This window comes from Halomonas sp. HK25 (assembly GCF_047795635.1).
GTDB lineage: Bacteria > Pseudomonadota > Gammaproteobacteria > Pseudomonadales > Halomonadaceae > Halomonas.
The window spans coordinates 3,188,617-3,210,486 of record NZ_CP181044.1 but is presented as its reverse complement, the minus strand read 5'-3'; the positions used below and the strand labels follow the sequence as shown (position 1 = coordinate 3,210,486).

Here is a 21,870-nt window from a genome sequence, read left to right as displayed (position 1 = left end):
GGTGTTTTCTTCTCTTCAGCGTAAGGCCTTCCCGGTGCTTGTTGTAGGGGGAGGACTCAATAACCGGCGTCGGGGTCGACGGTGTCCAGCGCCTCGCCCGCCTCGAAGGCACGCAGGGCCTCGGCGACCTGGTCCATTGCCTCGCCAAGCGGAGTGGGGCCGGCCATGTGCGGGGTGATCCACACCCGCGGATGGCGCCAAAGCGGGCTTGCCTCGGGCAGCGGCTCCTGAGGGAAGGCGTCGAGAATGGCGCCGCGCAGTCGACCTACGCTCCCGGCGTCGTCGCCTGGCACCAGGGCGGCAAGCAGGGCGGCCTCGTCGATCAGGGTGCCGCGGCCGGGGTTGATCAGGCTGGCCCCCTCGGGCAGCCGGGCCAGCGCCCGGGCATCGATGATTTGGTGCGTAGCGGGGGTGTCCGGCAGCAGCAGCACCAGAGTGCGCACCCGGTCGAGCAGCGCCGCAAGCCCGCCGTCGCCGTGATGGCAGGTGATGCCGTCGAGAGACTTCGGCGAGCGGCTCCAGCCGTGTACCGGAAAGCCGTCGGCGGCCACCATGGCGGCCACCTTCGCGCCGATGGCACCGAGACCCAGCACCCCCACCGGCCAGTCGGTCTTGTCGACCACCGCGTGTTCGCGCCACTGGCGGGCGTGCTGCTGGTGGCGATAGCGGTCGAAGTCGCGCTGGAAGTGGAGGATGCCATAGCGTACATAGTCGCCGATCAGCTCCGCCATGCCGGCGTCGCGCAGCTTGACGATGGGCACCCCCTGGGGCAGCCCGGGGTTGTTCAGCAGGGCGTCCACCCCGGCGCCGAGGTTGACGATGCCCTTGAGGTCGACCGGCTCGCGCAGCAGTGCCTCCGGCGGCTTCCACACGGCCAGGTAGTCGGCCTCGCGACGCCGTTCGGCGGGCGCCGAACTGGTCATCACCTCGGCTTCGGGCAAGCGCTCGGCCAGGGCGTCGCGCCACTGCTCGGCATCGTCGATATGTACCAGTACCTTCATGGCTCCTCCTGACTTCGGGGCGGGCATTCATCATGGAAGCCGGCGGGACGGTAAACAAGCATATCGGGTGATAAGGAAATGCTTGACCGCCTACCGTGGGTTGGCAGTAACCTCCATTCAGAGGGGTCCCTCCCCACTGCCTCGTGCCATCGGCCGGTCCGCGACCCGTCCAGGCATCCGTCGGTGAAAGCGACCCTGGCCGGCCTTCTCCTCATCGAGAGGGCCGATTTTCTTGATGTTGCTTTGGCGAGTGGCTTAATGACCCAGGTAAACCTGCCCTTCACCCGCGAGGAATACGCCAGACGGCTGTGGAAGGTGCGTGCCGAGATGGCCAGCCGTGGCATCGATGTGCTGATCATCAGCGACCCCTCCAACATGGCCTGGCTCACTGGCTACGACGGCTGGTCGTTCTATGTGCACCAGTGCGTGCTGCTCGGCCTCGAGGGTGAGCCGGTGTGGTACGGCCGGCGCATGGACGCCAATGGGGCGCTGCGCACCTGCTGGATCGACCCGGACAACATCACCTACTACCCGGACTACTACGTCCAGAACCCCGACATGCATCCCATGGACTACCTGGCCCAGTCGATCATGCCCGACCGCGGCTGGCACCGGGGCGTGGTTGGCATGGAGATGGACAACTATTATTTCTCCGCCAAGGCCTACCAGAGCCTGCTGCGCGAGCTGCCCCACGCCCGCTTCATGGATGCCAACGCCCTGGTCAACTGGTGCCGCGCCATCAAGTCGCCCCAGGAAGTCGAGTATATGCGGGTGGCAGCCAAGATCGTCGAGGGCATGCACTCGCGCATCCTCGAGGTCATCGAGCCCGGTCTGCCCAAGAGCAAGCTGGTCTCGGAGATCTATCGGGTGGGCATCGAGGGCTGGCGCGACGAGCAGGGCCGGGTGTTCGGCGGCGACTATCCGGCCATTGTGCCCATGCTGCCCACCGGCAAGGACGCCGCCGCCCCCCACCTGACCTGGGACGACACGCCGTTCCGCAAGGGCGAGGGCACCTTCTTCGAGATTGCCGGGGTCTACAAGCGCTACCATGCGCCGATGTCGCGTACTGTGTTTCTGGGGCGGCCGCCCCAGGAGTTCATCCGCGCCGAGTCGGCGCTGCTCGAGGGCATCGAGAACGGCCTGGCCGTGGCCAAGCCGGGTAACCGCACCGCGGATATCGCCATGGCGCTGGGTGCGGCCATGGACAAGTACGGCTTCGACCGCGGCGGCGCACGCTGCGGCTACCCCATCGGCATCAGCTATCCGCCGGACTGGGGCGAGCGCACCATGAGCCTGCGCCCCTCCGACGAGACCATCCTCAAGCCGGGCATGACCTTCCACTTCATGCCGGGCCTGTGGGAGGACGAGTGGGGCCTGGAGATCACCGAGAGCATCCTGATCACCGAGACCGGCTGCGAGACCCTGGCCGACTTCCCGCGCCAGCTATTCGTGCGCTGAGAGAAAGCGGCAACGGCCACAGCGAGGGGCGCCTGGGATAGGCCGGAAGGGAGGTCCTATGCCATGGATGGCATCGGTAGCGCCCAGGGATGGGTTCACAGCGCCTCCCTGAAGGCCTATCGCAGGAACAGCCCCAAGCGACCGTTCGCTACGACAGAACAAGGAGTTTCTACAATGACCAAGCGTCCCAGCCGAATGCGGCCCAGCCCCATCTCCGCTACCGTCGACTTCGACGCCGACGGCGTCCAGCACGGCTTCCTCAAGCTGCCGATCTCCGTGGATGATTCCGCCTGGGGCGCGGTGATGATCCCGGTGACCGTGGTCAGTAACGGCGAGGGGCCCACCGCGCTGCTCACCGGCGGTAACCACGGCGACGAGTACGAGGGCATCACCTCGCTGCTCAAGCTCTCGAGTCAGCTCAAGGCCGAGGAGGTCAGCGGCCGAGTGATCATCGTGCCCTGCATGAATGCCCCGGCGGTGATGGCCGGCAAGCGCACCTCCGGCCTTGACGGTGGCAACCTCAACCGCAGCTTTCCCGGCGACCCCGACGGCAGCGTGACCGAGCGGATCGCCGACTATTTTACCCGGGTGATGGTGCCGATGTGTGACGTGGTACTCGACCTGCACTCCGGCGGGCGCACCCTGGACATCATCCCCTTCGGCGCCTCCCATGTGCTGGAGGACGCCGAGCAGCAGCGCAGCGCTCTCGAGGGCGCCAAGGCCTTCGGTGCACCCTACGCCATGATGATGTTCGAGCTCGACGCCGCGGCACTGTTCGACACGGCGGTGGAGAGCCAGGGCAAGGTCTTCGTGGCCACCGAACTGGGCGGTGGCGGCACCTCCACCCCCGAGAGCATGGCGATCACCGAGCGCGGCATTCGCAACTTCCTGATCCACTATGGCCTGATGGCCGGTGAGGTGGAGATGCCGACCGAGCCCCAGGTCTACCTCGATATGCCCGATGCCAGCTGTTATGTGCAGAGCGAGCATGCAGGCGTGCTGGAGCTGTGCTTTGCGCTGGGTGAGCGGGTGGAAAAGGGCGAAGTGGTGGCCCGTGTCTATGATCCGACCCGCAGCGGCACCGCACCGGTGGCGTATCATGCCGGACGTAGCGGGGTGCTGGCGGCACGCCGCCACCCGGCGCTGGTCAACATGGGGGATACCATTGCGGTGATTGCCGACGTCGTAGACTCTCTCTCATGAAGCTCGACCGCTACGATCTGAAGATCCTCGAGATCCTCTCCCGAGACGGCCGCATCACCAAGTCGAAGCTGGCCGAGGCGATCAACCTCTCGGTCAGCCCCTGCTGGGAGCGAGTACGCCGGTTGGAGAAGGCCGGTGTCATCGAGGGCTATAGCGCCCGCATCAACTCGGCGGCGCTGGTCAGGCGCACGCCGGTGTGGGTGCAGATCGAGCTCAAGGCCCACAATGCCGACAGCTTCGCCCGCTTCGAGGCCCTGGTCCACGCCACCCCCGAGGTCACCGAGTGCGTGGCGGTGGGGGGCGGCGTCGACTACCTGATCAAGGTCGAGGCCGACTCCATCGATGCCTACCAGCGGTTGATCGATGCCTGGCTGACCGGCGACGCCGGTATCGAGCGCTACTTCACCTATATCGTCACCAAGACGGTCAAGAGCCCGGAATCAGGCTTCACTCGCGATGACCTCGCTACCTGATGCTTGCCTTCATGTCCTCATCGGCCCCGGCGCTTCGCGAGCACAGCGTTGATTGTTTCCGTGACTCTGTGGCATAAGCTGTCGTCAAAGGGTGAGCAAGGGCTCACCATGCCGGGCGATCTTTCCGGCATGCTTCAGACGGTGCCGGTCATGTTCGATGAGTCACTGACAGCGCCCTGGATGTTTCGAGATCGCCTGACGCAGAGAGACCAATATGTCCTATTTCACTATTGCCGGTGTGCAGATGCATGCCCTGCATCACGGCGACAACACCGAAGCCATGCGCCACCGGGTCGACGTGCTGATGAGCCGTTTCCCCCAGGTCCAGATGGTCGTGTTCAGCGAGCTGATGCCCCTGGGGGCCTCGCCGCATCACGCTCAGCCCATGCCCAGTCACGCCGAGCAGCTGTTCTGCCAGATCGCCGAGCAGCACCGTATCTGGTTGATACCGGGCTCGATGTTCGAGCATACCGACCAGGGTATCTTCAACACCCTGTCGGTGATCAATCCCCACGGTCAGGTAGTGGCCCGCTACCGCAAGATGTTCCCCTTCCTCCCCTACGAGGCTGGCGTGGAGAGCGGCAGCGAGTTCGTGGTCTTCGACGTGCCCAACGTGGCGCGCTTCGGTGTGTCGATCTGTTACGACATGTGGTTCCCCGAGACCACCCGCACCCTGGCCGCCATGGGCGCCGAGGTGATCCTGCACCCGACCATGACCGACACCATCGACCGCGACATCGAACTGTCCATTGCCCGCACCAACGCCGCGGTGAACCAGTGTTATTTCTTTGACATCAACGGTGCCGGCGCCATCGGCAACGGGCGCTCCATCGTGGTCGGCCCCTCCGGTGATGTCATCCACCAGGCCGGTACCGGCGAGGAGGTGATGCCCATCGAGGTGGACCTCAACCGAGTGCGCCGCGAGCGCGAGACCGGTCTGCGCGGCCTGGGCCAGCCCCTCAAGAGCTTCCGTGACCGCCGCGCAGATTTCTCGGTCTATCGCAGCGAGAACGGATCCTCTCCCTTCCTCGACACCCTCGGTCCGCTGATCAAGCCGCTGCGCGCTGACGTCGAGGAGTATTGACTGTGACCTGATCTGCCGCGTGAGCGGCCTATGCCTCTCCGTCCGCCATCGTTGGAGCGACAACAATGAACAAGATCACCAGCATCGCCGATGTCCGCCGCCACTTTCTCAACAACAAGGAGCCGATCTACTTCATCTCGGCCACCAACTTCAACCTGCTCGGGATCGGCGACTGGGTGGGTAACTTCCGCCATATCAACTATATCGACTGCTTCGACGGTCAGCAACGCAACGTTTTCGTGCCCAAGGAGAAGTTTCCCCGGGACTTCGAGAGCATCGAGGACATCAACAACTACCTCCTGGAGCACAAGGAGGTCATCGACTTCATCCAGTCGCGGGCGGATGGCGAACAGGCCGGCACGGCGGCCTTCCTGATGTTCGACGAGCACACCGAGGAGGTGTGCAAGCAACTCGGGCTGCGGGTCGCCTTTCCGCCGGCGACGCTGCGGCAGCGGATGGACAACAAGATCGAGACGGTGCGCATCGGCAACAAGGCCGGCGTTCCCAGCGTGCCCAACGTGCTGGCCAGGGTGGGCAGTTATCAGGAGCTCTGTGAGGTGAGCGAGGAGCTCGGCCGCGACCTGGTGGTGCAGACCGCCTTCGGCGACTCCGGCCACACCACCTTCTTCATTGCCAACGAGGACGACTACTACAAGCACGCCGAGGAGATCGAGGCCGAGTCCGAGGTCAAGATCATGAAGCGGATCAACTGCCGCGGCTCGGCCATCGAGGCCTGTGCCACCCGCTGCGGCACCGTGGTGGGGCCGCTGATGACCGAGCTGGTGGGCTTCAAGACGCTGACCCCCTACAAGGGTGGCTGGTGCGGCAACGAGATGTTCGCAGGCGCCTTCACCCAGGAGATCCGCGACCAGGCCCGGGAGTACACCTTCAAGTTCGGCGAGGCGCTGCGCGAGGAGGGCTATCGCGGCTACTTCGAGCTCGACTTCCTGATCGACATGGACAACGGCGAGGTCTATCTGGGCGAGCTCAACCCGCGGGTCACCGGCGCCAGCTCACTGACCAACGTGGCGGCTTTCGCCCACTCCGACATCCCGCTATTCCTCTTCCACCTGCTGGAGTTCTCCGACGTCGACTTCGATCTCGATATCAACGAGATCAACGAGCGCTGGGCCCACCCCGAGAGCGTCGACAGCTGGAGCCAGCTGGTGATCAAGCACACCGATGAGAGCGTCGACTTGCTGACCGGCGCGCCGCGTACCGGGGTGTGGAATATGGCCGGCGACGGTCGCATCGCCTACGACCACTACAGCTATCATCCCCACGCCGCCGAGAATGACCAGGAGGGGTTCTTCCTGCGCATCAGCGGTGCAGGCGACTTCCGCTACGAGGGGGCCGATCTGGGCATCCTGATTACCCGCGGGCGGCTGATGGATGACGACTTCCAGCTCAACGAGCGGGCGAAGGCCTGGATCGACGGGATTCGCGGCCAGTATGCCGGGCAGTCGCTGCAGGATCCCGTGGTGGAACAGGTCGCCGTCAGCCACGCCGTAGGCGGTGGCAACTTCAAGATCCTGTGAAGGGGGAGGGCGCCGTTCTCCAAGGGGCGGCGCCTACCGAAATGGACGACAAGACGCTGGTCTTTCGCACCCTGCGCGAAGCGAAGCCGGGCCCCAAGTGGCGGTCGCTCTTCGATGCACACTGGTCCGCCTACGAAGCCTGGTACCTTGCCGAGGGTGAGCGCGAGCGTCCGGGGTATCTGGCCTGCCTCAACGCCCTGCGCCGGCACATGCCGGAGTTGTTGCCTACCTATCGGGCACTGTGCGAGCTCGCCGGCGGCGGCGATCTGGCCTCCCGCTTCCTGAGCCTCTACCAGCCGCCGCCCTATATCACCGGCTGCTCCCAGGCGGTGCTGGCGCGCCCCGGCACCACCCTGCTGGCGCGCAACTACGACTACCCGCCGGAGCTCTGCGAGGGCTCGATCCTCTATACCCGCTGGAATGACCGCGGCGTGATCGCCATGTCGGACTGCCTGTGGGGTGTGCTCGACGGCATGAACGACCGCGGGCTCGCCGTGTCGCTGGCCTTCGGTGGGCGCAAGGCGGTAGGCGACGGCTTCGGCGCGCCGGTGATCCTGCGCTACCTGCTGGAGTTCTGCGACAGCGTGCCAGAGGCCGCGGAGGTCCTGGCTCGCGTACCCACCCACATGGCCTACAACATCACCGTGGCCGACACCGCCGGGCGCTACGTGACGGCGATGATCGGCCCGGATCGCCGGGCCAGTATCCGCCGGGTGCCGGTGGCCACCAACCACCAGAAGCGCATCGAGTGGTACGCCCACGCACTGGCCTCGGAAACGCTGATTCGCGAGCGCCAGCTCTCCATTCTGGTGGACGACCCGGCGACCAGCGAGGCGCGCCTGGAAGCCGCCTTCTCGGCGCCGCCGCTGTTCCGCCACGACTATCGCCGCGGCCTGGGCACTATCTATTCGGCCTTCTACCGCCCCGGGGAGGGGCGCGTTCGCTACCACTGGCCAGGCCTCGATCTGGACCTCGGCTTCGGTCACTTTCCCGAGGAGTGGATCACCGTGCGCTACGGCGTGCGGGAAAGGTTCGGCAGCTGATCGATATCGATCACGACAATCATCATGGAAGGGTATCGCCATGCAAGAGACCAGCCAGACCGAAACGCCCTATACCGCGCTGAGCTTCTATCACAAGATCTCTCAGCTGCGTGCCGATACCTGGAACGCACTCAAGCGCGACCTGGGACAGCTGATACGCCTGACCGACGACGGTCGGGTCAGGAACCTGGTAAAGGCGATCGACGTCAAGCTGACGCGGCTCGAGATCATCGAGGACTACCACGCCTTCCCCTCCAAGGAGGACTTCCGCCACCTCTGGTCTCTGTTCGACCGCGAGGAGTACATGCTGCTGGAGAAGGTGGTCAAGCGCCTGGTGCGGGCTCTGATCAGCGAGTCCTACCGGCGCCGACACGTCGACCTCAGCGAGACCGATGCCGACGCCGAGAATCTGGAGACCCTGGATGCTCTGGCCCAGCTGCGCCGTGGCCACCCGGCCTCCAACAGCTCGGCCCAGCCCTACTTCGAGCTGCTAATCGTCGACAACCTCTCGCCCCAGGAGGAGGAGGTGGTGCGCGAGGCCTTCCGCAACATGCGCCGACCCGAGGATCGTTTCGCCTATGACGTGGTGACGGTGAGAAGCTTCGAGGACGCGCTGATCGCGGTGCTGGTCAACCCCAATATCCAGGCCTGCCTGATCCGCTACGAGTTTCCCTACAAGTCGAAGTACAACCTCAGTGCGCTGCGCAACTACCTGGAGGGGCTCTCCGAGCAGGTCCTCGAACACCAGTCCGAGTCCGAGCGCAGCATCCTGCTCAGCTCGATGATTCACGAACTGCGCCCGGAGATTGACCAGTTCCTGGTCACCAGCGGTGACGTGGAGGCCACGGCGAGCCGCGATATCCGTCACTTCAATCGCATCTTCTACCGCGAGACGGACTACATCGAGCAGCACCACACCATCCTGCGGGCCATCGACAACCGCTACCGCACGCCCTTCTTCGATGCCCTGCGCGAGTACAGCAAGAAGCCTACAGGGGTCTTCCACGCCATGCCCATCTCGCGGGGCAAGTCGATCACCCGCTCGCATTGGGCCGGGCAGATGATCGATTTCTACGGTATCAACATCTTCCTCGCCGAGACCTCGGCCACCTCCGGCGGGCTCGACTCGCTGCTGCAGCCCTACGGGCCGATCAAGAAGGCCCAGGAGTACGCTGCCCGGGCCTTCGGCGCGCGGCAGAGCTTCTTCGTCACCAACGGCACCTCCACCGCCAACAAGATCGTGGTGCAGGCGCTGGTCAAGCCCCGCGATATCGTGCTGATCGACCGCGACTGCCACAAGTCCCATCACTACGGCATGGTGCTGGCCGGGGCCCACGTCAGCTACCTGGACTCCTACCCACTGCACGACTACTCCATGTATGGCGCGGTGCCGCTCAAGGAGATCAAGAAGACGCTGCTCGAGTACAAGCGTTCGGGCCAGCTGCACAAGGTCAAGATGCTGCTGCTGACCAACTGCACCTTCGACGGCGTGGTCTACAATGTGCGCCGGGTGATGGAGGAGTGTCTGGCGATCAAGCCCGACCTGGTGTTCCTCTGGGACGAGGCGTGGTTCGCCTTCGCCGGCTTCAACCCTACCTATCGGCCGCGCACCGCCATGCATGCTGCCCGCACCCTGTGCGAGCGCTACCGCAGCGAGGCCTACCGTGAGGAGTACGCGGCGTGGAAGGTGGAGTTCGATGCCCTCGACCCCGACGATGACGCCACCTGGCTCGACCGACCCCTGATGCCGGATCCCGACCAGGTGCGCGTCCGTGCCTATGCCACCCACTCCACTCACAAGACCCTGACCTCGCTGCGTCAGGGCTCGATGATCCACGTCTGGGATCAGGACTATCGGCAGAAGGTCGAGGCGCCGTTCCACGAGGCCTACATGACCCACACCTCGACTTCGCCCAACTACCAGATCATCGCGTCGCTGGACGTGGGCCGCATGCAGGCCGAAATGGAAGGCTTCGAGCTGGTGCACGCCCAGGTGGAGGCGGCGTTGTCGCTGCGCGAGCAGCTCTATACCCATCCGCTGCTGCAGAAGTACTTCCGGGTGCTGATCAACAAGGACATGGTGCCGCTGGAGTACCGGCAGTCCGGTGTCGACACCTTCTACGACCCGGTCACCGGCTGGAACAAGATGGAGGAGGCCTGGGCCAACGACGAGTTCGTCGTCGACCCCAGCCGCATCACCATCGCCATCGGCGCCACCGGCATCGACGGGGATACCTTCAAAAACGAATACCTGATGAACAAGTACGGTATCCAGATCAACAAGACCTCACGCAACACCGTGCTGTTCATGACCAATATCGGCACCACCCGCGGCTCCATCGCCTACCTGCTCGATGTGTTGATCAAGCTGGCCAAGGAGTTCGAGGCCCGCTGGGATGAGAGCAGCCGGCCGGAGCGCAAGATCATCGAGAACCGGGTCCACTCGCTGACTAAGGAGCTACCGCCGCTGCCGGACTTCAGCCGCTTCCACGCCGCCTTCCGCCCCGACCCCGACAGTAATACCCCCGAGGGCGATATCCGTTGCGCCTACTTCCTGGCCTACGACGAGGTGAACACCGAGTACCTGCGTTTCGACAATGGCGAAGTGCAGGCGGCCATGCGGGCCGGTCGTGATGTGGTCTCGGCGAGCTTCGTGATCCCCTACCCGCCGGGCTTCCCGGTGCTGGTGCCGGGACAGGTCGTCAGCGAGGAGATTCTCTACTTCCTGCAGGCACTCGATGTCACCGAGATCCATGGCTATCGCCCGGAGCTGGGCCTGCTGGTGTTCACCGAGGCGGCGCTGGTCGACCCCGCGGCCGGCTGAGCCAGGCTAGCAGACAGGGTAAAGACTCTACTTAGTTTGTCGTGTGTTGTTGAGAGGGCAGCTCCGCTGCGCGAATGGAGGCCGAAGGCCTCCCAACTCCGTCAGGTGGCCGGCGGTGCTCAATTGGTAGATGCCACTACTCTATCACCCGTGTCCGTTCAAGACAGCCGGGGCTAGAAAGCCCCGACTTTGCTTAGTAGGTCAAGATAACCGGCAGGATCGTGATGAGAAGCGCCGTGGCCATGACCACATTGAATGTTCGCAACTTGGCCGGAGTGTTGAGGAATGACGCGATGCGCACCCCAAACGCGGCCCAGATCCAAGAACTGGCGATGCCGATTGGCAGAAAAACCAGAGCCATCGCAACGATCTGCGCATATTTATTGAAATCCAGGGACAGATACGCCGAGGTGGCCCCGATCGCCTGGGCCCACGCCTTGGGGTTGATCCACTGGAAGCCAGCGGCTTGCCAGAATGAGATGGGCTTGCTCTGCTGGGTACCACGAAGGGTATTAGCACTGCCGATCAGATACGCCAAGTAGAGGATGTAGGCAACTCCCAGCACCCGCAGCACGCCGCGGACAACAGGAAACTGGAAAACATATCCGATACCCACCGCGACGACAAGCAGCATGGCCGGAAAGCCGAAGGCGACCCCCATCACATGAGGCATGGAGCGCTTCAGACCGAAATTCGCCCCGGAGGTGGCCAGCATGATGTTATTGGGGCCCGGCGTGAAGGTCATAACGAACGCGAAGCTGGCGATGGCCAGAAGCCAAGTGAGGTAGTCGTTAACCATCGAGCGCCTCTTCGTTGGTGAATGGTCCCTGAAACATATTGGCTTCCTTGCTAAAAATGTATTGATAGAAGGTCTTCCGTGTCGGCTTTCGGTCACACTTTGTGAAGATCCCACCCCATTGCTCGTCCCACTCCCGGTATATCGGATTCTCCAATCGCACTGCTTGCGACTTCGGCAGGTGCCACATGGGCACGTTGGGATTCAGGTGGTGCTCGAGGTGATAGTTGTCATGATGGACGCCGGTGAGAAACCTCTCGAAGCGGTTGCCATTACGATTACGTGTCATGTACAGCCGGTCTCGCGACTCCCTGACTAGCGGAAAATGCTCAGCCATTTCGATAAACCAGCCCACGATCATCGACGAGGTTACCAGAGGAACCAGCCAGAACACTATCAGCCAGTGAAAAACCCCGAAAAGCAGTGAGGCGGCCAACAGCGCCACCCAGATCAAGGTGAACAGCCAAGTATCAGTTCGGTGGGAGATGATCCTGTTGTTGTATCTGGCAGGCACCTGTCCCATGAAGCGGTCACGGTACACATAGCGCAGGTACTGTGGGACCTTCATCCCAAGGAGAGCCTTCACGACGTAAGCCCAAAGGAACTTCGCCTTCGTTTGTTTTTCATACAGGCCTGCGGCCAAGTGCTGTTGGAAGTCGGGATCGTGGATGGGATCGCCTAAGTGACCGTGATGCTGTGTCACATGAGTATAGCAGTAGAGCACGTATTTCTGCCCTACTAGATATCCCGACAGCACCGTACCGGCAATCAGGTTCCAGTAGCGGTTTCTGGCGAGGGTATTATGTGACGCAGAATGTAGAAGATTGGCCAGCCCACGCTGCCGTGAACCAATGACCAGCCAGGCCAATGGATAAAACCACCAGGAGACTTTAAGGCACAGTGTAATGCAACTCCCGATTATCAGATAATCTTTCGCCAGGTAAAGCAGGCAATGCCAGTTATCGAGTGCCGTAAGCCTCCTTATTTTCTTTTTGATCTCGGGGGTTTCAAATCTGAGTTCGTCATCTTGTGCATCCATGCTTTTTCCGCCTATACAAGTTAATGATAGAGAGATATTTTGCTCTCGAAAGAAGGTGGCGATTCATTGGGTTGAGTCAGCGCGTGATAACTGTCTTCGGAAGTTTTCTGCAATCCCTCCTTGAATTCAAGGAATGAAGGGTTCAGCATTCCGACATTATGTGGCCTCACCAAACAAGTGATGGGTGAAATAGAAGGCTACCCTTTAATCCCTTGCTTTGGAGGGGTGAAAAAAACGCTTTCCACACAATGATTTTTATAAAAGTTGACAGAGCAGTTCTTTGCGTGACGACAAATAATGTCTAAGGCGCTTGTAAAAAAGAAATTTCCACTGGTTACTTCACCAACTGCAAAAATACCATTTTCGATAGATCCATCTTCTCGAATCACTTGATATGTACTACTGTCGACCTCTAATCCACCATGAGGGTGAGGGACGATCATTCCCTTTTCTTCCAAGGCTATCATTAAGCTAGAGTTTGAATTGCCTAATCGTTTTGGACTGCCTGTTGCCAGAACAGCAAAGTCATATGTATCACCATCACCAGAGGGTGTTTGTACTACAGGAAAGCCCCCGGCGTTCTTCTTAAGCTTCACTGGGCCAGTCCTAAATTCCAGATCCCCGCTGGAAAGGTAGTTCCTAATTTTTACAGCATTCTCACAAGGAATAGAGACACGGTAAGATAGGAAAATGTTGAGATATTTCTCTCTGAACTCTTCCCTATCCTCGGGTCTAATCATCCCCCATAACTTATCAATAATCACATTAGTAGCATAGAGCACTGCCTGCCAGCCCCTAGGATTTTCGGCCAGCGCGATCTCTTCGTCGAGAAATGCACCCAGATCATCGATAGGTTTAGGAACTTCCAATCGCTCTTGTGGATGACCAGGGTTCTCTTGGAAATACAGAGAGAGATCAGACTTAACCATTTCGACAACGTCAGTTAGTCGTAAATTACGTTTGCTATTTTGTACTTTTTCCAAGTATTCTTCTGAAAGGTTCCTAGGTTGGAAACGTCCTTGGGTGCCACGAATCGATGGGAAGTAACCACTACGGGAGTGGATTACAATTTTACCGCGATGACCAGCCTCCTTTAGCGCGATGATGGTATCTATGGCACTTAGCCGGGATCCTATAACGGCGACCGACTTGTCTTTGCCCAACCAACTCGTCAGTTTGGAAACAGGGTAAGGGTTGCTAATGATACCACCTTGCATCTTCGGTGTATCTTTTCGGGCATTCTCCAAGGTACCGCACAGCAGGAAAACATAGTCCGCTTGAATATTAATACTACAGGCGGTAACAGCAGTGTAGCCATGTCTAAACTTTCTAATATCCATGACTTCGGCATTAACCGGTATAACCTTCACGCCTTTCTTCACAGCCTTCCTCACGGTTTGCGAGAATGATGCTTGAAGGTACTGACCAAATAGTGGCCTAGGGGCATAGGTGTCGGGGTCTAGCTCAAAACCTGGGTACTTCCACTGCCAGTGCTCGGGATGGTTATGGAGCCACTCGTAGAAATCGCCTTTCTTCTCGGGAAATATAGTTATGAATCCGGTTTTTGTATTGAGTAGATTACTATCTAAGTCATCATTGTAAGCGGCGCCTGGCCCAAACACGGGATTTTTCTCTATCACGTAGATAGAGTATAACCCACCATTTTCGCCATTAAGTTGGTTGAGGAAATTGTCAATAAAGGCTATTGAGGCAGCCCCTCCGCCAACAAGACAAATGACCTTTTCCATAGTGAAGTCTCCTTCTTAATTAGCCCATCGATGACAAGTTATGATCAACTTCGAAGTGCGCTTCAGATAATGCTTCAACGTCCTTAGGCTCAAATCCTTCCCTCACCTCTGTGAGAACTAGGGCTCCTCTACGAATTTCAAAGACGGCCACTTCCGTTATTACTGTGATCTTGGCTGCATTGCAATGCTTTGAATCAAAGGTTATTTGATCTACATTTTCTACGAGCTTCAAAATGTCGCTATCATAGCCTTCTACTTTGTTTCCTTTAGTGCGGGTTGTCGTCAAGGTTCCACAGAATATAATATTCTTTGCTGAGGTGGTTATATTTATGAAGCCGCCAGCCCCAGGCCGTGCTTTTCCAAACTTACTTACATTTACCCTGCCATGCTCGTCTATCTGGGCAAAGCCAAGGAATGCTTTGTCAATACCACCACCATCATAGAAATTGAAGAGTTGAGACTGGTCTACAACAGCATCCGGGTCTATCGCTGCCCCAAACGAATCACCAATAAGCGGTGTGCCTCCAATCACCCCAGACTCGACACTAAGAGTATAAGACGATCTTTGATTAGCCGACATGGCCATTCCAATTTCAGCAGGGATCCCAATCCCAAAGTTGACAATTCGCTTCTTATAGGGGCCCACAGGAAGCTCCTTAAGGGCTCGCTTTATCACATGCTGTCTCGCGCTTGATCCAACGCCCTCCTCCGTAGTTAGTTTGGTTGGGCAGACTTTATGGCCATATGTGAAAGGGTGATTTGTACCCTTTGAAATGACCACTACATCAACAAGGTGCCCGGGAATATCAACCTCTCCTGCACACAGCTGATCACTGACAACGTCCTTGACTTGCACAAAAACGATTCCACCACAATTTCTTGCAGCCTGTGCTTGTGAAAGTGCATCCATTTTCGATGCCTCTCCACGGAGAGAAATATTTCCACTCCTATCGGCCACTGTTCCCCTTAGAAGAGCAGCGTCAATATGCATCGAAGGATAAAATAGGTACTCCTTTCCTTGCAGGTGAACGACCTCAATCAGACTCCTGTGATCGATTGGCCTAAACATTCCGCCTTCCACACGTGGGTCAACGAAGGTGTGCAGACCGACTCTACTCACGAGTCCCGGAGCCCCTTCGGCTATAGTGCCAAATAGCTTACTTATTGCTCCTTGAGGCCAGTTATGAGCTTCAATCTCTCCACTTTCACCCATGCCACGCAACTTCGGGCATAGGTTCCAATAACCTCCAATAGAAACGGAGACCAGGCCGTAATGAGCTAGACGATTTAGTCCGTTTTCTTTCTTATCACCTGCACCCGAAGCAAAGAGCAGCTTCAGGTTTTTGGGCTCCCCCGTCTCCAAATACCTCTCTTCCAATGCTTGAGTGAATAGGTCGGGGTGTCCACAACTTCCAAATCCCCCGGGAATCACAGTCGCTCCCGATTTGATCAGTTTCATAGCTTGAGACGGACCAAGTATCTTCATTTTCTTAATTCCGCCCATGAATTTAAGTTAGTTGTTTGACTGGGATGTCCCGCATGGCCAAAATCACACAGCCAGTATTGGACCTCATGCTGTGCGTAGTGCCTGGAGCACGAATAATTAAACTGCCTGGTGTATGGGTTTCACCATTTTCTATGTATTCTCCCTTCAGGACTAGGACCATTTCATATCCTCGATGAAGGTGAAGTGGAACGAAGGCCCCGGGCAAGTATTTTATCAGGGCTGCATCAGACCCGGTTGGTTCTGATTTCTTGTTATCAAAAAGTATGTGTATTAGTACGTTGCTCCTTAGTCCTGGCTCCATTTCTTCAAAATGAATGTCTGGAAGATTTACAGCCCCCATGGCCAACCTAAGAACTTTATCGAATGCCTCGGGTTTGTTCGGAAAATTCTCTACAGCCTTTAATGATTCCATGTTAATCCCCTTGTGAAGTCCTCGTTAGGAGCCGATACAAGTCTCAGCTATCCCACTTCTTCCTGCCATACTGAGAAAGCCCATCATACCCCCAGAATTCTTGTGGCTGCTGTTGCACAGAAATATAGTTTGGACCAGCGCTCTCTCCCAGGACTTGGACCATGGTTTCGTAGGCCTCCCTTATCCAAGTGCTCACTTCTTCCTGGCTATTACTTCCCTCTGTAACCTTGATTTCAACCTCAAACATCGGGCGTGAGCTCTGAATGCCTTCTTCTCCGGCGAGATGCCATTTTGTAGAAGATTGACTGTCAATCGTGACAACCACGAGCTCCCTGTTTTTTTTGAGCACACGAACAGTACTTTCTGTCAGCCGCTTAGCGATCTCTTTGGTTAACGTCTCTGTGTCGTTCTTAACGGCGCTACCGCGCTTAATCTTTACATTGATAATGGGCATGGTTTTCTCCTTTTACATCCAATATTGAGGCCATTGTTTGGCCTTTCCGATGTTGTTAATCAAGAGCGCTACACACACTAGAATGACTGATCCAAAAAGTACTGGAGTGACAAGGAACTCCCAATCCTGAATACCTGCAGTCAGTGCAACTAGAGGGTTCGCTCCTGCGGGGGGGTGTACCGCCCGAAAAAACTGCATCAATGCAATTGCAATCCCAACACCAACTGCCATCTGCCATTCACCCGAGCCGAAGAGGTTCATCATGATGAGACCTACAGCAGCGGCAATGAAATGCCCCCCAATGACGTTGCGTGGCTGGGCGAGAGGAGCCCCTGGTGCGGCGAAAAGGAGTACGCATGTGGCTCCGAAGGGAGCCATGAGCAGGGGAACATTCGCCATGTGGGTTAAGTAAGCCACGGCACCAATTCCCGCGATTCCGCCGATGAGGCCTGTTAGTATTTGGAGCGGATCGGGACGGCCGGGAGCTACACCAGTACCTTTCATTTTATGAAACATTTGTGAATCCCTGTGCTATAATGGACAGACAGGTCTGTACAGTAAATTACTTTGATCTGGGAGTCAAAATAGTTTTTTTTGATTATAATATTTTTTTAGATAGGGTTAGGCTATGGCAAAGCGAGATGACATCCTCTATACCGCCTTACGTCTCTTCAACGAACACGGATATCAAGCCGTCGGCGTTGATCGGATTCGAGATGAGGCAAAGGTTTCTAAGATGACCTTGTATAAACACTTTTCAAATAAGGAAAAGCTTGTTGAAGAAGTGCTCAAGCTTAGGCATCAACTGTTTAAAAACTCTCTCGAACAGGCGGTAGGAGAAATGCCGCCACCTTATGAGAAGCTTCGAGAGTTCTTCAACTGGCATGTCAGGTGGTTTTTCTCAAAGGAATTTCACGGCTGCATGTTCATAAAAGCAACAGGGGAGTTTCATGAGACTGAAGAGCTTCAGACTGTATCCCAAGCACATAAGGATTGGGTGACTCAGCTTCTTCAATCCATCTTTGAGGGCTTAAATCATCCCGAACCTAAGGCAATCGCTAGACTTTTCCAGACCACGATGGATGGAATGATCGTTAACGCAAGTATTTTCCACTCTTTTGAAAGAATTCAAGGGTTGTGGGAAGAGCTCTGTAAGCTGTCTGGCCTTCCTTACGCCCCCCTCGAGATGCCTTCTAGCGACACGCCTAAATTAACTTAGATGCAAGAGGCGGGTGACCCACTTGGTCCGACCCGCCATCCCTCATCGACGAGCTTAGCGTGGATGCGTGACACCCCATAGGTACCGTCCGACCACGCATGGATCGCTTGGATGCGCGCCATCAGCGCGTTGTCCGCGGCCTCACGAGCGGGAGGCTGACGGGAGCAACACGCATAGTAGCCACTGGTGGAAACATCCAGCACACGGCACATGGTGGCAATCCCATGATGGGCCCGATTCACTTCGACGAACCTGAAGAGGTCGGCGGTATGGTGTCAGTCTCCCGAGCAAAGCAGGCAGCGGCCTTTGCGAGGATCTCGCGCTCTTCGCAGAGCTGCTTGTTCTCACGGCGCAGGCGTCGCAGCTCTTCCTGCTCGGCGCTGGTGGGGCCATCGTGGCGACGCCTTGTATCACGGTCGGCCTGTTTCACCCAGTTATGGATGGTCTGAGCGGTCGGCTCGAATTCCTGAGCCGGCTCTTCTGGGGTTCGACCCGCCCGGATCAGCTCAATGATCTGTTGTCGGAACTCGGCAGGATAAGGGGCACGGGACTTGGGCATGGTGGACTCATCGTTCTCAAAGGGTCGGGTGTCCACCGAACTGGGTCAACTTTAGACATCTCTGTAACGGTTGCGCTGGACTATCTCTCGTTTCGTCTCCCCGAGGTGAACTGGGCGAGTGAGCGACTCCGGCTCAAGGCATGGCATCGCTGCGTCATTGATAGGGAGAGCTTCCAGCAGACTGCCTTCTGAATGACAGCCGCTGCCTGAAGTGGGCCGGCTCCGGCAATCACCCGACTCAAGGCACCAACTCGATGCACTGATGAATAAGCCGAGTTGAGAATGGGCCCCAGACCATGGGCTCGTAGTCCAGACTGGTAACGACGGGACCTGATCCGTGCAGAAAAAATCGCAACATCCCCGGCAACGACGAAAAAAAGCGTATTCGTCCCGGCGGCTAACGAAAACTCCCCCGCCGCCACCTCCCTTACCCTGTAGTCATCGGAGCCGCCCACGGCGGCTCGCCCGTTACTACCAAGCCGGCCCGACATGCCAGGGGCCGGTACGTCAGGGGAGGTGTTGCATGAACATGAAGCTGTCCAGGTCGCTGTCCACCATGCTCGACGATCCGCGTCTGTTCCGTCAGTACGCCTATGTCGATGGCAAGTGGACCCACGGCGACGGCGGCCGCGAGGAGGCCGTGATCGATCCCGCCACCGGCGAGGTGATCGGTCATATCCCCTGGCTGGAGCCGCACCAGATCCGCGCCGCCGTGGACGCCGCCGACGCCGCCTTCGTACACTGGCGCGCGCTGCGCGCCGACGAGCGCTGCGAGCGCCTGCTGGCCTGGTATGACCTGCTCCAGGCCAATCGCGAGGACCTGGCTATCTTGATGACCCTGGAACAGGGCAAGCCATTGCCGGACGCCCGCGGCGAGGTGGAGTATGGCGCCAGCTTCGTGCGCTGGTTCGCCGAGGAGGGCAAGCGCACCTTCGGCGAGACCATCCCGAGTCACATCCCCAATGCCGCCCTGGGTACCCTCAAGGAGCCGGTGGGCATCGCCGCGCTGATCACCCCCTGGAACTTCCCGCTGGCGATGATCACCCGCAAGGCCGCCGCCGCCATGGCCGCCGGCTGTCCGGTGATCGTCAAGCCCGCCGGTGAGACCCCGTTCTCGGCGCTGGCCCTGGCCGAACTGGCCGAGCGTGCCGGCATTCCGGCCGGCGTTTTCAACGTGGTGCTGGGCGAGCCCGCCGAGGTGTCGCAGCTACTGTGTGCCGAGCCCCGCGTCAAGGCGCTCTCCTTCACCGGCTCCACCCGGGTCGGCCGGCTGCTGCTGGAGCAGTGCGCCAACACCGTCAAGCGAGTATCGCTGGAGCTGGGTGGCGATGCGCCTTTTATCGTCGGGCCCGACATGGACCCCAGGGAGGCGGCCTTCGCCGCGGTGTCGGCCAAGTTCCAGACCTCCGGGCAGGACTGCCTGGCGGCGGACCGCATCCTGGTCCACGAGTCGATCCATGACGAGTTCGTCGAGCACTTCGCCGAGCGTATGGCGGCGCTCACCGTGGGTAACGGCATGGCGAGTGAGGTCGACCTGGGTCCGCTGATCCATGCCCAAGCCGTGGGGAAGGCCGCCGGCATCGTCGACGACGCCATTTCCAAGGGCGCGACCCTGGTGGCGGGCGACCAGCGCCAGGCGCCGGGTGAGAACTTCTTCATGCCGGTGCTGCTGACCGGGCTGACCCGTGACATGCGGCTGTGGCAGGAGGAGAGCTTCGCCCCCATCGCCGGCGTCATGGCCTATGCCGATGATGACGAGGCGATTGCCCTGGCCAATGACACCGAGTACGGTCTCGCCGCTTACGTCTATACCCACGATATCCGGCGTATCTGGAAGCTGCTGCGGGCCCTGGAGTTCGGCATGGTGTCGGTCAACTCGGTGAAGATGACCGGCCCGCCCGTGCCCTTCGGCGGCGTCAAGCAGTCCGGGCTTGGCCGCGAGGGCGGCATCACCGGCATCGATGAGTTCCTCGAGACGAAGTACTACTGCCTCGGCGCCCTCGGGTCGGTCTCCGGCAGCTGAGTGAGCCTGTAAACACCCTCCCCGGCGGGACGCCGGGGAGTTCCTTGAGAAGAGAGAACGAGATGAGCCAGCAGCACCAGGACCTGATCGACCGCGACCGCAAGGTGACCTTCCACGCCTCCAGCCACCTGCGCGACTTCGCTAACGGCGATGCGCCGGGCCGAGTGATCACCGGCGGCAAGGGCATCCATATCCGCGACAAGGACGGCCGCGAGTTCATCGACGCCTTCGCCGGGTTGTACTGCGTCAACATCGGCTATGGCCGCACCGAGGTGGCCGAGGCCATCTATCAGCAGGCCCTGGAGCTCTCCTACTACCACACCTATGTGGGCCACTCCAACGAGCCGCAGATCGCGCTCTCCGAGAAGATCATCGAGCTCGCCGGCCCCGGCATGTCCAAGGTCTACTACGGCCTCGGCGGCAGTGATGCCAACGAGACCCAGCTCAAGATCGTGCGCTACTACAACAACGTGCTGGGTCGCCCGCAGAAGAAGAAGGTCATCTCGCGCATGCGCGGCTACCACGGTTCGGGCCTCGCCACCGGCTCCCTGACCGGCCTCAAGGCGTTCCACGACCAGTTCGACCTGCCCATGGCCGGCATCCTGCACACCGAGGCACCCTACTACTACCACCGCGCCGCCGCTCAGGAGGGCATGACCGAGCGGGAATTCTCCGCCCACTGTGCCCGCCGGCTCGAGGAGATGATCCTGGCAGAAGGCCCGGAGACCGTGGCCGCCTTCATCGGCGAGCCGGTGCTCGGTACCGGTGGCATCGTGCCGCCGCCGGAAGGCTACTGGGAGGCGATCCAGGCGGTGCTGGCGAAATACGACGTGCTGCTGATCGCCGACGAGGTGGTGTGCGGCTTCGGGCGCATCGGCGCCGACTTCGGCAGCCACTTCTACGGCATCAAGCCCGACCTGATCACCGTCGCCAAGGGCCTGACCAGCGCCTACCAGCCGCTCTCCGGCGTCATTGTCGGCGACCGCGTCTGGGCGGTGCTCGAGCAGGGTACCGGCCAGTACGGCCCCATCGGCCATGGCTGGACCTACTCCGGTCACGCCCTGGGCTGTGCCGCGGCACTCGCCAACCTGGCGATCATCGAACGCGAGGGTCTCACCGCCAACGCCGCCGAGACCGGCGGTTACCTGCAGCAGGCCATGGCCACGGCCTTCGGCGACCACCCCATCGTTGGCAACGCGCGCGGCGTGGGCATGCTGGCGGCCCTCGAGTTCTCCGTAAACCCCGAACAGCGCGAGCACTTCGACCCGGCCCTCAAGGTCGGCCCGCGCATCGCCGCCGCCGCACTGGACGAGAACCTGATCGCCCGCGCCATGCCCCAGGGCGACATCCTGGGCTTCGCGCCGCCGCTGATCACCACCCGCGACGAGATCGACGAGATCGTCGCCCGTACCCGCCACGCGGTGGACAAGGTCACCGACGAGCTGGTGCGCGAGGGCGCCGTACAGGCCGTGCGCGCCTGACACCGAAC

20 protein-coding genes are annotated in these 21,870 nt (G+C 59.6%); 10 read left to right on the top strand and 10 right to left on the bottom strand.

Annotated elements, in window-relative coordinates:
- Positions 1-56: 56 nt before the first annotated feature.
- Positions 57-1,001, bottom strand: coding sequence for a 2-hydroxyacid dehydrogenase (locus ACM26W_RS15155; RefSeq protein WP_416137805.1), 945 nt, complete (start codon positions 999-1,001; stop codon positions 57-59).
- A 258-nt stretch (positions 1,002-1,259) separates the two neighbouring features.
- Between ACM26W_RS15155 and doeA the strand changes: the two genes are divergently transcribed.
- The 7 genes from doeA (at position 1,260) to ACM26W_RS15120 (ending at position 10,624) form a co-directional block, all read left to right on the top strand.
- A complete protein-coding gene (gene doeA / locus ACM26W_RS15150; protein WP_416137804.1) occupies positions 1,260-2,459 on the top strand; it encodes an ectoine hydrolase DoeA in 1,200 nt (399 codons plus the stop codon).
- Between the two features lie 174 nt (positions 2,460-2,633).
- Positions 2,634-3,662 (top strand): N(2)-acetyl-L-2,4-diaminobutanoate deacetylase DoeB, encoded by a 1,029-nt coding sequence (gene doeB, locus ACM26W_RS15145; protein WP_416137803.1) that lies wholly within the window; start codon positions 2,634-2,636, stop codon positions 3,660-3,662.
- The gene (locus ACM26W_RS15140) at positions 3,659-4,135 is read left to right on the top strand and encodes an Lrp/AsnC family transcriptional regulator (protein WP_416137802.1); all 477 of its coding nucleotides are present in this window, start codon (positions 3,659-3,661) and stop codon (positions 4,133-4,135) included. Before doeB ends, ACM26W_RS15140 begins: the two co-directional genes overlap by 4 nt.
- 214 nt (positions 4,136-4,349) lie before the next feature.
- Positions 4,350-5,219 carry a carbon-nitrogen hydrolase family protein gene (locus tag ACM26W_RS15135; protein WP_416137801.1) on the top strand — a complete coding sequence of 290 codons (870 nt, stop codon included), beginning with the start codon at positions 4,350-4,352 and terminating at the stop codon, positions 5,217-5,219.
- Between the two features lie 65 nt (positions 5,220-5,284).
- Positions 5,285-6,757: a biotin carboxylase gene (locus ACM26W_RS15130; protein WP_416137800.1), complete on the top strand. Its 1,473-nt coding sequence runs from the start codon at positions 5,285-5,287 to the stop codon at positions 6,755-6,757.
- 41 nt (positions 6,758-6,798) lie between these two features.
- Positions 6,799-7,800, top strand: coding sequence for a C45 family autoproteolytic acyltransferase/hydolase (locus tag ACM26W_RS15125; RefSeq protein WP_416137799.1), 1,002 nt, complete (start codon positions 6,799-6,801; stop codon positions 7,798-7,800).
- Between the two features lie 40 nt (positions 7,801-7,840).
- Positions 7,841-10,624: an aminotransferase class I/II-fold pyridoxal phosphate-dependent enzyme gene (locus ACM26W_RS15120; RefSeq protein ID WP_416137798.1), complete on the top strand. Its 2,784-nt coding sequence runs from the start codon at positions 7,841-7,843 to the stop codon at positions 10,622-10,624.
- Between the two features lie 193 nt (positions 10,625-10,817).
- Here ACM26W_RS15120 and ACM26W_RS15115 read toward each other — a convergent pair whose 3' ends face one another.
- The 7 genes from ACM26W_RS15115 to ACM26W_RS15085 form a co-directional block, all read right to left on the bottom strand.
- The gene (locus tag ACM26W_RS15115; RefSeq protein ID WP_416137797.1) at positions 10,818-11,423 is read right to left on the bottom strand and encodes a LysE family translocator; all 606 of its coding nucleotides are present in this window, start codon (positions 11,421-11,423) and stop codon (positions 10,818-10,820) included.
- A complete protein-coding gene (locus tag ACM26W_RS15110; protein WP_416137796.1) occupies positions 11,416-12,459 on the bottom strand; it encodes a fatty acid desaturase in 1,044 nt (347 codons plus the stop codon). The genes ACM26W_RS15115 and ACM26W_RS15110 overlap by 8 nt, the downstream gene beginning before the upstream one ends.
- Before the next feature lie 197 nt (positions 12,460-12,656).
- Entirely contained in the window at positions 12,657-14,207 is a 1,551-nt protein-coding gene (locus ACM26W_RS15105) for an FAD/NAD(P)-binding protein (RefSeq protein WP_416137795.1), read from the bottom strand.
- A 19-nt stretch (positions 14,208-14,226) separates the two neighbouring features.
- On the bottom strand, positions 14,227-15,693 hold the full coding sequence (locus ACM26W_RS15100; protein WP_416137794.1) for a CoA-transferase: 1,467 nt from the start codon (positions 15,691-15,693) through the stop codon (positions 14,227-14,229).
- Between the two features lie 22 nt (positions 15,694-15,715).
- Positions 15,716-16,126, bottom strand: coding sequence for a cupin domain-containing protein (locus ACM26W_RS15095; RefSeq protein WP_416137793.1), 411 nt, complete (start codon positions 16,124-16,126; stop codon positions 15,716-15,718).
- Positions 16,127-16,169: 43 nt separating this feature from the next.
- Entirely contained in the window at positions 16,170-16,580 is a 411-nt protein-coding gene (locus tag ACM26W_RS15090) for a tautomerase family protein (protein WP_416137792.1), read from the bottom strand.
- A 12-nt stretch (positions 16,581-16,592) separates the two neighbouring features.
- Entirely contained in the window at positions 16,593-17,096 is a 504-nt protein-coding gene (locus ACM26W_RS15085; protein ID WP_416137791.1) for an HPP family protein, read from the bottom strand.
- A gap of 112 nt (positions 17,097-17,208) precedes the next feature.
- Between ACM26W_RS15085 and ACM26W_RS15080 the strand changes: the two genes are divergently transcribed.
- The gene (locus ACM26W_RS15080; RefSeq protein WP_416137790.1) at positions 17,209-17,799 is read left to right on the top strand and encodes a TetR/AcrR family transcriptional regulator; all 591 of its coding nucleotides are present in this window, start codon (positions 17,209-17,211) and stop codon (positions 17,797-17,799) included.
- Here ACM26W_RS15080 and ACM26W_RS15075 read toward each other — a convergent pair.
- Together ACM26W_RS15075 and ACM26W_RS15070 are read right to left on the bottom strand one after the other, a co-directional pair.
- A complete protein-coding gene (locus ACM26W_RS15075; protein ID WP_416140906.1) occupies positions 17,796-17,921 on the bottom strand; it encodes an IS3 family transposase in 126 nt (41 codons plus the stop codon). The two genes, ACM26W_RS15080 and ACM26W_RS15075, sit on opposite strands and share 4 nt — an antisense overlap.
- A gap of 116 nt (positions 17,922-18,037) precedes the next feature.
- A complete protein-coding gene (locus ACM26W_RS15070; protein WP_416137789.1) occupies positions 18,038-18,358 on the bottom strand; it encodes a transposase in 321 nt (106 codons plus the stop codon).
- A gap of 523 nt (positions 18,359-18,881) precedes the next feature.
- Here ACM26W_RS15070 and ACM26W_RS15065 point away from each other — a divergent pair.
- Together ACM26W_RS15065 and ACM26W_RS15060 are read left to right on the top strand one after the other, a co-directional pair.
- A complete protein-coding gene (locus ACM26W_RS15065) occupies positions 18,882-20,381 on the top strand; it encodes an NAD-dependent succinate-semialdehyde dehydrogenase (protein WP_416137788.1) in 1,500 nt (499 codons plus the stop codon).
- A 62-nt stretch (positions 20,382-20,443) separates the two neighbouring features.
- A complete protein-coding gene (locus tag ACM26W_RS15060) occupies positions 20,444-21,862 on the top strand; it encodes an aminotransferase (RefSeq protein WP_416137787.1) in 1,419 nt (472 codons plus the stop codon).
- The last annotated feature ends 8 nt before the right edge of the window (positions 21,863-21,870 follow it).